General features: G+C 41.5%; 11 protein-coding genes. 3 read left to right on the forward strand and 8 right to left on the reverse strand.

What is annotated here, in order from left to right; genetic code table 11:
* Positions 1 to 63: 63 nt before the first annotated feature.
* Positions 64 to 1,422, forward strand: a complete 1,359-nt coding sequence (locus AC3WTB_RS08770) for an aldehyde dehydrogenase (protein WP_492333592.1) — start codon at positions 64 to 66, stop codon at positions 1,420 to 1,422.
* Between the two features lie 33 nt (positions 1,423 to 1,455).
* Here the strand turns inward: AC3WTB_RS08770 and AC3WTB_RS08775 are convergent, their stop codons facing one another.
* Positions 1,456 to 2,136: a uracil-DNA glycosylase gene (locus AC3WTB_RS08775; protein ID WP_039182328.1), complete on the reverse strand. Its 681-nt coding sequence runs from the start codon at positions 2,134 to 2,136 to the stop codon at positions 1,456 to 1,458.
* Positions 2,133 to 2,960 (reverse strand): glycosyltransferase family 2 protein, encoded by an 828-nt coding sequence (locus tag AC3WTB_RS08780; protein WP_492333593.1) that lies wholly within the window; start codon positions 2,958 to 2,960, stop codon positions 2,133 to 2,135. The genes AC3WTB_RS08775 and AC3WTB_RS08780 overlap by 4 nt, the downstream gene beginning before the upstream one ends.
* A gap of 128 nt (positions 2,961 to 3,088) precedes the next feature.
* Here AC3WTB_RS08780 and AC3WTB_RS08785 point away from each other — a divergent pair, with 128 nt between their 5' ends.
* Both AC3WTB_RS08785 and AC3WTB_RS08790 read left to right on the forward strand, forming a co-directional pair.
* Entirely contained in the window at positions 3,089 to 3,403 is a 315-nt protein-coding gene (locus tag AC3WTB_RS08785) for a general stress protein (RefSeq protein ID WP_492333594.1), read from the forward strand.
* A 125-nt stretch (positions 3,404 to 3,528) separates the two neighbouring features.
* Positions 3,529 to 4,338 carry a bifunctional hydroxymethylpyrimidine kinase/phosphomethylpyrimidine kinase gene (locus AC3WTB_RS08790; protein ID WP_341084847.1) on the forward strand — a complete coding sequence of 270 codons (810 nt, stop codon included), beginning with the start codon at positions 3,529 to 3,531 and terminating at the stop codon, positions 4,336 to 4,338.
* A gap of 49 nt (positions 4,339 to 4,387) precedes the next feature.
* Here AC3WTB_RS08790 and AC3WTB_RS08795 read toward each other — a convergent pair whose 3' ends face one another.
* The 6 genes from AC3WTB_RS08795 to AC3WTB_RS08820 all read right to left on the reverse strand — a co-directional run bounded on the left by AC3WTB_RS08795 (position 4,388) and on the right by AC3WTB_RS08820 (position 12,279).
* Complete coding sequence (locus tag AC3WTB_RS08795; protein ID WP_144468062.1) at positions 4,388 to 5,461, reverse strand: chitobiase/beta-hexosaminidase C-terminal domain-containing protein; 1,074 nt, start codon at positions 5,459 to 5,461, stop codon at positions 4,388 to 4,390.
* 154 nt (positions 5,462 to 5,615) lie between these two features.
* The gene (locus AC3WTB_RS08800; protein ID WP_041087697.1) at positions 5,616 to 5,870 is read right to left on the reverse strand and encodes a hypothetical protein; all 255 of its coding nucleotides are present in this window, start codon (positions 5,868 to 5,870) and stop codon (positions 5,616 to 5,618) included.
* 217 nt (positions 5,871 to 6,087) lie between these two features.
* Positions 6,088 to 7,428, reverse strand: coding sequence for an MFS transporter (locus AC3WTB_RS08805; protein WP_492333595.1), 1,341 nt, complete (start codon positions 7,426 to 7,428; stop codon positions 6,088 to 6,090).
* Positions 7,429 to 7,592: 164 nt separating this feature from the next.
* Positions 7,593 to 8,681, reverse strand: coding sequence for an amidohydrolase family protein (locus AC3WTB_RS08810; protein WP_492333596.1), 1,089 nt, complete (start codon positions 8,679 to 8,681; stop codon positions 7,593 to 7,595).
* A gap of 732 nt (positions 8,682 to 9,413) precedes the next feature.
* Positions 9,414 to 10,871, reverse strand: a complete 1,458-nt coding sequence (locus tag AC3WTB_RS08815; protein WP_492333597.1) for a sucrose-6-phosphate hydrolase — start codon at positions 10,869 to 10,871, stop codon at positions 9,414 to 9,416.
* Positions 10,872 to 10,890: 19 nt separating this feature from the next.
* Entirely contained in the window at positions 10,891 to 12,279 is a 1,389-nt protein-coding gene (locus AC3WTB_RS08820) for a sucrose-specific PTS transporter subunit IIBC (RefSeq protein WP_492333598.1), read from the reverse strand.
* Positions 12,280 to 12,407 lie beyond the last annotated feature (128 nt).

Below are 12,407 nucleotides of genomic sequence, written 5' to 3' on the forward strand. Positions count from 1 at the left end.
TGACCCGTCACTATCATTCACACATAATAAAAGAAACAAAATCGTCTATGAAAGGATTAAATCATGAACAAGCTCACAGCTCTATTTCAGAAACAAAAAGTCTTTCAGAAGCCGGCAGTTAAAGAACGCATCCGCATTCTTCAAGACTTAAAAGCAGCAATCAAACAGCATGAGAAGGATATTTTACAGGCCTTAGCCCATGATTTGCATAAATCCGAACAGGAAGCCTATACAACAGAGATCGGGATGGTGTATGAAGAAATCAATCATACCATCAAGCACCTTCACAAATGGGCGAAGCCAACCCGCGCGAAAACACCGCTAACTCATATCGGATCGAAAAGCATGATCATCAAGGAGCCCTATGGAAGTGTGCTCATCATTGCTCCTTGGAACTATCCTTTCCAATTGGCCCTTTCTCCATTAGTCGGCGCGATTTCTGCGGGAAATGCCGTGATTTTAAAACCATCTGAGCTGACGCCGGCAGTCTCACAAGTGATCAGCACTATCATCAAACGTGTATTTCAAGAAGACCATGCGGCTGTTGTAGAGGGCGGTGTCGATGTCAGTACAGAGCTGCTGAAGCTGCCCTTTGATTATATCTTCTTTACTGGAAGTGTGGCAGTCGGCAAAGTCGTCATGGAAGCCGCCGCAAAGCATTTGACCCCTGTCACACTTGAGCTTGGCGGAAAAAGCCCCTGCATCGTCATGCCTGATGCCGACATCAAGCTGGCAGCGAAGCGGATCACCTTTGGAAAATTCACCAATGCAGGGCAAACCTGCATTGCACCAGATTATTTGCTCGTTCATGAATCCATCAAAGAGAAACTTTTGCTAGAAATGACGGCCTGTATCCGTGACTTTTATGGTGAACATCCCGAAACGCATCCGCACTTCGGAAAAAATGTCAGTCAGCGTCATTTTGACAGGCTTACACAATTTCTCTCAAATGGAACGATCGTCACAGGTGGACAGCGCAATGAACAAGAGCTCAAAATCGCTCCGACCATTTTAGACGACATCACTTGGGAAGACCCCGTCATGCAGGAGGAAATTTTCGGACCGATCCTGCCTGTCATGACCTTTGATTCTCTGCTTGAGGCAGCGCATATGATCAAAGCAAGGCCAAAGCCGCTGGCGCTTTACTTATTTACGACAAGTAAAGAAACAGAATCGTATATTCTAGACAACCTCTCATTTGGCGGAGGTTGTATCAATGACACGCTTATGCATGTCGCTACTCCTTACCTGCCATTCGGAGGCGTCGGCGAAAGCGGCATGGGACGATATCACGGGAAGGAAAGCTTCTTTACTTTTACGCATGAAAAAAGCGTCCTGCGCCAAACGAACCGCTTCGATTTTTCCTTCCGTTACCCAAATGCGAAAAACGGACTCGACTTGGTCCGCAAATTTTTAAAATAAACAGGACGAAGGGGCTCTCCCCTCGTCCTATTTTCATTCAATATCCTTGATACACCAATTGATTTCTTCGAATCCCATTTGCTTTAAATACGTGTTTACCTTTGAAAACGGCCGGCTGCCAAAAAAGCCGTTTCTTGCAGAAAAAGGACTTGGATGAGGTGACTCAATAATGTAATGCTTGTTTTGATCAATGCGTTCTTTCTTGTTTTGAGCATGTCTTCCCCATAACACAAAAACGACGGGCTGATCACGTTCATTCAGCACATCAATCACGCGGTCTGTCACACGTTCCCAGCCCTTGCCTTTATGCGAATTCGCCTCGCCCTTTCTCACAGTCAGCACAGTGTTTAAGAGCAGCACACCCTGCTCTGCCCAGCTGACAAGTGAGCCGTGGTTTGGAACAGGGCAGCCAAGATCATCCTTTAGCTCTTGAAAAATATTTCTCAAAGATGGCGGGTGTTTGACGCCTGGCTGAACAGAAAAGCTTAATCCATGTGCCTGCCCTGGGCCATGATAAGGGTCTTGTCCTAAAATCACCACTTTGACCTTTTCATATGACGTCAAATGAAGGGCACGATACACGTCATCTGGTTTTGGAAAAACGGTCTGCGTGCGATATTCTTCCTTCATCCATTCTCGTAATTCCTGATAATATGGCTGTTCAAATTCACTTTTCATCACAGCCCACCAGCTATCATTTAAAAATGGCTTCATTGTGGTTTTCCTCCTTCTACTTGCTGCGCTAGTCTGGAGATCATCGGTTTTCCATCCCACACAATCTCACTCTCTGATTCTCGTTTTTTCATCGCTGGTTCTTCTAATAATATAGCAAAGTTCGCTGTTGGCAGGTCGCCTAAATCATGCTTTTCACTTAAATCATCTAGGTAGTTCTTCCTTGTTTCACCAAGATCACTAGACTGATTTCCACCGCCGTCAAAAAACGCATAGATCACGCTGGCAGCCGGTACTCGTTTGACTCGGGCATGCTGTGATACACGCAAAAAGAAGTCCCAGTCCCAATAATGATGCATCGCTGGATCAAAATAGCCAATCTCATCATGTATAGAGCGTTTGTACATACTGCCGGAAGGAACATATGTAGAAAAGACACGCATATCCTCAATGTCCGCTGTATAAGCAAACAAACGTCTCGACAGTGGAAAACGGGTCGCGCCTTTTTCTTCAAACGACACAATTTCTGCATCAGAAAAGACAAAATCGGCATCTTCCAACGCCTTGCTCATGCGTTCGATATGACAAGGTGTGAAGTAATCATCGTCGTCACTCAGCATGATGACGTCGCCTGTCAGCTCCCGCACCCCCACATTTCTGGCATTCACATGCTGAACATTCTCATCTAAATGAATCAAGCGGATCGGAAGCTCAGGGTAAAGTTCCTGAATGCTGTCGACTCGCTCTCCTGCATCATTGACGACCACAATTTCAAAAGGCTGTACGGTTTGTCTTGAAATGGATTCAAGCAGCTCACACAATGCGCTGAGCCGGTTATGTGTCACAATTAATAAGGAAATCTTCATATGCAGCTTACTCCTTTAATAGATTCGTCTTTTTCCATTAAAACATAAATTGACTTTCTTCTCATGATATAAAAGGCGGTTTGATTTGATGAGAAAATGGGAATTTTTGATGAAAAGGAGTGATGATCATGGAATATATCACGGCTGAGAATAGTAAAGAAGCGAAAGAGGCCATCGACCACTTTCATTCACCGGGTCCAACAAAGGACGCTGTTTTTGTTTTTGCATACGACCCAGAACGCTCTGATACCGTAACGGAGTATACAGACGCCAAAAGCATGACTGCGGTCGATCAAGGGATTTTGGATCAAGTTGCCAATGTCATTCGCACCCGGGATGATGAACTGATGGCCAAAATGATGTCAGCTGGCGCCGATCAAAAGTTAGCTTTAACCCTTTTAGACGAACTGAAAAAAGGGAAATTGGTGATTTGTAAAAGGTAAGAAAGAAAGGCGTTCCGAAGAGAGGAACGCTTTTTTATGCCGTTTCATTGTGATAAATGGAAAAGCTGATTATAATAAGGGATAGAACAATAACTGTTACACATCACATTGGAGGTTCAGCAACTATGTCTATGAATAAAGCACTCACCATCGCAGGTTCGGATTCAAGCGGCGGTGCAGGTATCCAAGCAGATTTAAAAACGTTTCAAGAAAAAAACGTCTACGGGATGACAGCTTTAACCGTTGTCGTTGCAATGGACCCTCATAATCATTGGGATCATCAGGTGTTTCCAATTGATACGGCGACGATTCGCGCGCAGCTCTCTACCATTGTTGAAGGCATTGGTGTAGATGCTCTGAAAACAGGTATGCTCCCAACCGTCGACGTGATCGAGCTTGCAGCTGACACCATCAAAACATACGACCTAAAAAATGTCGTCATTGATCCTGTTATGGTTTGTAAGGGTGCGAACGAAGTCCTTTACCCAGAGCACGCGGAAGCATTGCGCGAAAAGCTCACGCCACTGGCAACCGTTATTACACCTAACCTTTTCGAAGCAGGTCAATTAAGCGGAATTGGCGAGATCAAAACGATTGAACAAATGGAAGAAGCAGCAAAACGCATTCACGAACTTGGTGCTAAATATGTGGTCATCACTGGAGGCGGTAAGCTAAGCGAGGACAAAGCCCTCGATTTGCTTTATGATGGACAAACCTTCGAACGCCTTGAAACAGATAAAATCGACACAGAATACACACACGGCGCAGGCTGCACATTCTCAGCAGCAGTCACAGCTGAACTAGCGAATGGATCAGACGTGAAAGAAGCCATTTATGCAGCAAAAGAATTCATCACTGCTGCCATCAAAGGCTCTTTCCAGCTAAACGAATACATCGGACCAACAAAGCATTCTGCTCATCGTTTTGACAAATAAAACAGAAAAAAACCGATTCGCCTTGTTAGTAGGTGAATCGGTTTTTTGTTTATCGAAAGCTGCGTCTCTGTGCAAACAGCCAATCGGTTAAGCCTGGCGTCTCATAAGCAGGCGTCCATGATGCATGGTCATATTCATACTTGCTTGCGTACTCCGTATAAAGCGGCTGGCCGCCTGCTTTTTGAATAGCTTGAATTGTATTTCTCGCATAGCTGATAGGGATAATGGAATCATCTTCTGCATGAAATGCCCATATCGGCTTGTGTGCTAAAATTCCTGCCTTGCTTGGATCTGCACCCCCCGCAATAGGAATCATCGCTGCAAACAAACGAGGATATGTGATGTTCAACTGGTACGTGCCAAATCCACCTTGTGATAAACCCGTCGCATAAATCCTTTTCTGATCAATCTGATAAGAAGTTAACACATGCTGAAGGACATCATAAGCTTTGTGTAAATCCGGTGAAAATTGAAACACGTTTGTCAGATCGATTTCATTTTGCAAATTTCTTGTTAATGCAAAGCCTCCATCCACAGCATTTCGCGCCTGAGGGGCTAATACGTACGAAGGATGTTTCTTTTGGACTTCAGGGGAAGCCCATAAAACTGCACCATCATTCGCAAGTAACTGCTTTTGATTGTCTGTTCCCCTCTCACCGCCTCCATGTAAGAACAGGACGAGAGGATAGGCTTTACCCCTCTTACGATTTTTTGGAATATACAGCCGATAAGGCATTCCTTTGTATTCGAAAGATAAAAAAGATGATGCAATGTCCTCTCGTGTGACAAACCGATAATTGTATGTAGACGTGGAAAGGCGGTGGTTTTTCTTGTAAACGCTTACTTTTAAAGTCGTATCTTTTTCGATATGTATGGGCTTTTTGTACAACTGACTTTGAGTTGTCGGCTGGCTGCCATCTGTTGTGTAATAAAGAGAAGCTTTTTGAACGTGAGAATGCAGAGCTACCTCTTGTGAACGATAATATTGACCAGACGGGACTGAAGCAGTTGATGCAGCATACGACGTATGATTTCGGGCAGAAGAAATGGAAGGAAAAAGAAAACTCATAGAAAATAGGATAATCATAAAGGTGATCAGGCATTTCTTGGTTGTATGGTTCATATCGTTCCTCCTGTACATGCTCAGATGAATTTTTATTTATTATTTATCATGACAATAAAAATGTCAACGCTTTCATTTAAATTTCTGAATAATCTGACCGGAACAAAAAAGCATACCCGCAACCGAGTACACTCTTTTATCAATACATGAATGCCTATTTTTGCTGATCGGACTCTTTCGCCATTTTTCGAATAAAGGCTTCGATGGATTCAACAAATAAAGCATATTCTTTCATTTGTTTATACGTATCTGTCAGCTTCTCTTTCACTTCTTCCTGCTCTAAAGAAGGTTCACCGAGAATAGATTGAACTTGAATGAGCAATTCTTTATATTCTTCACGTTTATCTTCAACATGATCTGCCATTGTCTCCAAGCGTTTTCTAGTCGTCGGCTGCTGTTTTGAATTCAAGTAAACAACCCCTTTTTTGTCCTACCGCATTTGGATAAACGTCAGCCTCAGCTGTATATATTTTAAAATGATACCATAATTCCACCTGTTATCATATATGTAAAACGTCATCAAACCGCTTTAGGCCAACCTTGTATATACACGATATAGACCTTAAGATACAGGCTGATTTCACTAGAAAAAAGCAGATCATTGATCTGCTCAGATTGTAGACAAATTATTTTTCAAGCCGGATTTCCCCTATTTCCTTCTGACTCTTGAAGGCAGTTCTTTTTTGCTCAAATTTCATCGCTAATACTAATATGAAAGCTATTATTAAAATAATACTTAAGAAAATCAAACCGGCTTGCATTTTTCCTGTAGCATCTTTTAGCCATCCAACTGCATAAGGGCCAACAAAACCTCCTAGACTTCCAATTGAATTAATGACTGCAATTCCAACAGCTACTGTGGCTGGACTCAATATCATAGTGGGCAATGACCAAAAAGGACCTTTAAAACAATACATGGCTGCCAATGATATGGTGATGAAAACCATTGCAATAAATGGATTGGATACCATTCCTACACTGAGTAACGTTAAACCAGCTACGAGTAATGGTAAAGCTGTGTGCATACGTCTTTCACCAGTGCGATCTGAGCGTCTTGACCAGTAATTCATGACGATTGAAGCAATAATGTAAGGGATTGTAGCAATGAAGCCGATCTGGGTGTTTGATAAATAACTAGATAAGCCTTTAATAATTTGGGGCATCCAATATCCAACACCCAGTGTACCTGCAGTATATACAAAGTAAATTAAGGCGAGGTACCACAGTTTAGGATCAGTCAAGGCCGTCTTATGACTAGAGGTTTGTTGGCCTTTCTTTTCTCGTAGCTCCTCGTCCTTTCTTAATTCTGAAATCAACCAATTTTTTTCTTCGGCTGTTAGCCACTTTGCTTGTTCTGGCCGGTCTGTTAAGTAGAAATATGTAACAAATCCTAAAATAACAGCAGGGGCGCCTTCGATAATAAACATCCAACGCCATCCAGGCACATTCATCCAATGAATATGATCAATAATTAAAGTAGAAACGGGAGCTCCTATAATATAAGAAACGGCGATTGCTGTCATAAACATCGCAATTGTACTTGCTCTTTCTTTAGCTCGGAACCAATAAGTAAGGTATAGAATAATACCTGGAAATAGACCTGCCTCTGCTATTCCAAGAAGGAATCTAATGATATAGAGCTGGGTAGCATTCTGAGCAAACCCAGTTGCCATAGAAATAATTCCCCAAGTAAAGAGTATCCTAGTAATCCAAACTCTTGCCCCAAATTTTTGCATTAAAATATTACTTGGTACTTCAAAGAGAAAATAACCAATAAAAAAAACACCTGTCACAAGACCAAACATTTTACTTGTTAGTCCTAGTGCTTCATTCATTTCCAATGCAGCATATCCCACATTTGCCCTGTCTAGATAAGAAATAATATAGAGTAAAAATAGTAACGGGATAATTCTTTGTGTCACCTTTCGAATCGTCTTCTTTTCGAAATTCAATTGAGAATTTTCCAATCAAATTCCTCCTTTTAAAAAGAAATTTTGATAACGCTTACATTTATCTAAAAAATAATGAGATACTCTTACGGTTCTGTAAGATGTGTAAGAGTATCTCCATTTACCCTTCTGTTGTTTCCTCAAGACAGCGAACAAAATGAAATATATCTGTCAAAAAACGTTTATTTCCAACTAGAAACGCTCTCAATATCTGGTATACCGTTAAATATTAAGTGTTTCGGTTGATAATTAATGTTACCTAACACAGTTTCTCCATCTACATCGGGAAAAGCAGTCTCGGTAGAAGTAGAATCCAGAACCACAAGGTTATTTGGAGTAAAAGTAAAATCGTCAATTCCTAACAATTTAGGAGCTGTTACCAGAACGGTTCTAAAAGCTTCATCTAGAGACAGTCCACCTACAATCATTTTAGAAATGATGTAGCTCATGTTATAAACAGGGTATTTTCTCCATGACGCGCTTGTTAAATCTGAACTGATCGTATCTGGTTTAATTCCTTCAGCTAAGCATTTATAAAAAACATTCCAATTAAAGTGTTTTCTACCGTGACCGATATCTAATACTATCCCTCTTTCTACTGCATCTAGAAATTCTTTTTTTACCTTCCCGGCAGTATTTAACACGTTTCCATCCCTTCCTTGAAATGGATGAGTGAGAATGTCCCCTTTATTAAAATATTGTGTTACCTCTTCAATATCTAGTTTAGTTTCAGTTAAATGAACCATCATTCGTAAATCAGTTCGATCGGCTGCTTCTCTTGCTAAGCGTAATAAAGACCGGTCAGTCGTTACGTCCACCTGACCTAAGCGAATCTTAATTCCTAATAAACGATCATCAGCTAAAGATGCAACTTCAACAATTCGATCCAACGAAATACTTTCTGGCTTGGTTGGGTTAGGGTTGGGATGATTGGTTAGCCCTTCTGGTAAGGCTGATAACCAAGAACGAACTGTTAATGGGCTCTTTTCCCAATAACGATTTGCTTCCTCCCATCCGTCATAGCCAAAAGTACCTGCGTCCCCAACTGTCGTTACTCCTGAGGAGAGATATTGTTTATCTTTCACACCAATCTCCGCTCCAGGTGCCCATAAATGACAATGAAAATCGACTAGTCCTGGTACAATTACGCTAGATTCAGATAAATGAATATCCCTATCATCCTCATGAGTAACTGTTATTCTTGTAGACTTATTTGGAATGAATCCCTTTTCTGACCAAATAGAACCGCCTTTAAAATTCCATACTCCCATGCAAATACACCCCTTAACTTCATATTGATATAATAGATTCGTTTATTTAATTGTTAACAATAGCATTCTCTTTACATGCCTTGATAACATCCAACCACTGTGCTAAATCACTGACCAACATACACTCCTCTTCTTTTTGGATAGTGGAAACAATCAACTAAGTAGTTCATTTCCATACACAAACCAATAAGATAGCGCTTTCAAAAAATAAAATGAATGACGCAATCCTTATCCCCAAAGGATTATCACGCACCTCAAAAAATTTTTATGATTTATCTCATGTAATAAAAATTACTATTTTTTATATAAAAGTAATGTTTATTACCAACAATTTAAATGTATGTTATCACTCATACTTAATAAAGTAAACCTTTTTTATAAAGAACAGCAGATAAAGTAAAACGAACAGTGAAGCAAATGGGAAACGATCGTTTTCCGGAAAATATAATGGAATTGATGGCGAGGGATATGTAGACGTTGTGATTACCATTGGTCCAAAGGCAAAAAAACAATGAAAATAAAAATTCCACTTATGACAGTGGAATAAAATGAGGATGCGGTATTGGGGTACCCAATTTCCCGCACCTCGCTTATCTGATAGAGAAATGTATTCTACATCAAGCCTTCCTATCAATCGTGCAGACGGCTCTGAATCTCCTTTTTTTATATGACGTGCTGTTTTTGGTTACTTTTAATTTCACATCATATTAATCATCACATGTAGGGTTCGGATCAACGACCTGCTTCTTTTTGTAAATGCCATGTCTTCAATGTCAGCTTTGTTTCATTTCTTCCACTGATGGAGATCGATTTATTTCCCGGGGAAGGAAAGTAACGTGCAGTAAAAACTTCTCGGCCTCCGTTTACAAAAATCTCAATCGACGATGCATCAATAAAGATATGCAGGTCGTGTAATTCCTCTATGACCGCTTCACGAACTTCTTTTGATCGATCTTCAAATCGATCCCGTTCTAATGTCAGCTTCCCTTCCTCTTTATCATAGATGATCCGTGCAGCTGCACGGATACAGCATTCAAACCCTTTCTGTGTGTCAATTTGATCAATGAATACCTCTGCGCTCGTAATATCATCTACAGGGATAGAATGAACAGAACGTTTAATATGAAAAACATGCTCTTGTTCATTGGTCCGCATGGATTGAAGTTCACTTACTGGTTTTTGAATGAGATGTCCGTCATCATCTAAACGGAGCTCTCTCGGGATCGTGAGGCAGTGTATCCATTGATAAGAAATCGTCGGATGATGCTCTTCTCCTTGATCAGGCACCCCCATCCACCCGATTAAAAGACGTCTGCCTGATTCGTCTAAAAAGGTTTGCTGCGCGTAGAAGTCAAAGCCGCGATCCAGCTCCTCAAACGCTCCATGTGTATATTGATAGGTATGATCATCCAATCTCCCAACAAAATAGCCTGATTGATGTGTATTGTGATATTTTAAACCATCCGGCTTGAGCCCTTGCGGTGACACAATCAATACATCCCGGCCGTCTAATTCAAACAGGTCTGGACATTCCCACATATAGCCGAAATTGTCTAAACCATTCTTTCCACTGCCTGCAATCGTGCCTTGAAACGTCCACTTCTCTAACGTATCAGAGGTAAACAAAACAAGGTGTCCTCTCAGGTCTAAGCTTTGTGCACCAAGAACCATGTACCACTGACCATTTCTCTTCCATACCTTTGGATCTCTAAAATGGGCAGTGAAACCTTCCGGCAGCGTTGCCACGACACCTTTTTTCTCAAAGTGAATGCCATCCTCTGAAACAGCTAAACATTGATACGTCTCACGGTTCCCTTGTTCATCCCGAACGTTTCCAGTGTACATCACGTACATCTGCCCATCGTCTATAAATGCACTGCCAGAATAACAGCCGTTTTGATCAAACCAATCACTTGGGGCAAGAGCGGCTTCTTCGTGATGCCAATTCACTAGATCTGTCGACGTATAATGACCCCAGAATTTTGCACCATGTCCCGTTTTGAATGGCTGCCACTGATAAAAAACATGATAAATTCCTTTCCACTGAATCAGCCCATTCGGATCATTTAAAAGACCGACTGGCGGCATTAAATGAAATTGCTGCCGGTACACATCCTTTTTAACCAAATGCTCATAGTTTCGAATACGTTCTGCTATCTTTTGACGAAGTGCTGCGTCAGTTGTTGTCATGACTGTGACCACCCCTTGATTATTTTTCGACTTCTTTTACTTTAAAAATGATGGTGAGAATAAATGAAACAGCAACAGCGATTAACATACCAATCACATAATTGACCACATTTTGAACACCGAATGGTGCTGCAATCGCAATCATTGGAATGCCTGTTAAACCATAAGCATTGGCGGCTACCTTCGTGAAAACGACGAATGCCCCGCCCAATGCGCCTCCGATCATCGCCGCAATAAATGGTTTACGGTAGCGAAGGTTTACACCGAATATAACAGGCTCGGTAATTCCTAAAAAAGCAGAGAAGGCAGCAGGAAGGGCAATTTCTTTTGTTTTTGCACGCTTGGCTAAGAAAAAGACAGCCAATCCTGCCCCGCCTTGCGCGACATTGGACATTGCCCAAATTGGCAGCAAATAGTTACGTCCAATATCATTCAGCAATCCTGCCTCAATCGCATGGAAGCTATGGTGAACCCCTGTGAGCACAATTAAAGAGTAAGCACCGCCGAAAATGAGTCCTGCTAAGAACCCTGCATGGTCATAAATAAGCGTCAGCGCATTCGAAATTCCTGTACCAAGCATTCTTCCAAGCGGTCCAACTGCAATAAACGTCACAAATCCAGTTACAATCACCGTCACAAATGGGGTCACAAGTAAATCAATACTGTTCGGAACCACTTTTCTTAAATTCTTCTCAACAAGACACATGATATATACGGTCAATAACACTGGAATAACCGTCCCTTGGTAACCAAGAAGAGCAATATCAACATTGAATAAATGCATATATTCTGGTTTTGCTTCCGTCAATCCCCACGGATTAAGCAGATTCGGGTGAATCATAATTCCCCCAATGACGGCTCCTAAATATGGATTTCCGCCAAACTCTTTCGCTGCACTGACCCCAATTAAAATCGGCAAAATGATAAAGGCTGCACTTGAGAACATATCAAGCATTTGGAAGACCGCAGAGCTTGGGTCAGCCCATTTGAAGGCTTTCATCATACCTAAGAGACCCATTAATAAACCGCTTGCCACAATTGCTGGAATGATCGGTACAAAAATATTCGATAACGTCTTTGCAAAACGCGCAAGTGGATTCATTTTTTGTTTCACTGCTTCATCATGGCTGACAGGCTTTTGTTTCTCGTCGCCTGTCTCGAGACCAGTCTCACGAGCAAATGGTTCATACACTTTGTTGACAGATCCAGTTCCAAAAATCACCTGAAATTGCCCTGAACTCGAGAAAGCCCCCTTCACTCCTTCAAGTTCTTCAATGGCCTCTTTGTCAATCAAATCCTCATTTTTCACCACCAATCTGAGTCTTGTTGCACAATGCGTGGCACTGATGACATTTTCTTTGCCGCCTAACAGACTTGTTAATTCTTTGGCTGTTTTTTGATAATCCATGATGTCTCCTCCTTTTTTAAAGCAAAAAAGACCTAAAATTCACCAACGAGCAAAGGACATACACGTCCCCTCGTTACGCAAATTTTAGGTCTTGCCTGCCTAACAGTCACAATCCCGCGATATCAAAT

The sequence above is a fragment of the Bacillus sp. EB106-04-04-XG123 genome (genome assembly GCF_058791855.1).

What these genes read in the sequence shown, in the direction of transcription:
- AC3WTB_RS08770 (WP_492333592.1), top strand. Translation starts at nt 64, where the DNA reads ATGAACAAGCTCACAGCTCTATTTCAGAAACAAAAAGTCTTTCAGAAG.
- AC3WTB_RS08775 (WP_039182328.1), bottom strand. Translation starts at nt 2,136, where the DNA reads ATGAAGCCATTTTTAAATGATAGCTGGTGGGCTGTGATGAAAAGTGAA.
- AC3WTB_RS08780 (WP_492333593.1), bottom strand. Translation starts at nt 2,960, where the DNA reads ATGAAGATTTCCTTATTAATTGTGACACATAACCGGCTCAGCGCATTG.
- AC3WTB_RS08785 (WP_492333594.1), top strand. Translation starts at nt 3,089, where the DNA reads ATGGAATATATCACGGCTGAGAATAGTAAAGAAGCGAAAGAGGCCATC.
- AC3WTB_RS08790 (WP_341084847.1), top strand. Translation starts at nt 3,529, where the DNA reads ATGTCTATGAATAAAGCACTCACCATCGCAGGTTCGGATTCAAGCGGC.
- AC3WTB_RS08795 (WP_144468062.1), bottom strand. Translation starts at nt 5,461, where the DNA reads ATGAACCATACAACCAAGAAATGCCTGATCACCTTTATGATTATCCTA.
- AC3WTB_RS08810 (WP_492333596.1), bottom strand. Translation starts at nt 8,681, where the DNA reads ATGGGAGTATGGAATTTTAAAGGCGGTTCTATTTGGTCAGAAAAGGGA.
- AC3WTB_RS08815 (WP_492333597.1), bottom strand. Translation starts at nt 10,871, where the DNA reads ATGACAACAACTGACGCAGCACTTCGTCAAAAGATAGCAGAACGTATT.
- AC3WTB_RS08820 (WP_492333598.1), bottom strand. Translation starts at nt 12,279, where the DNA reads ATGGATTATCAAAAAACAGCCAAAGAATTAACAAGTCTGTTAGGCGGC.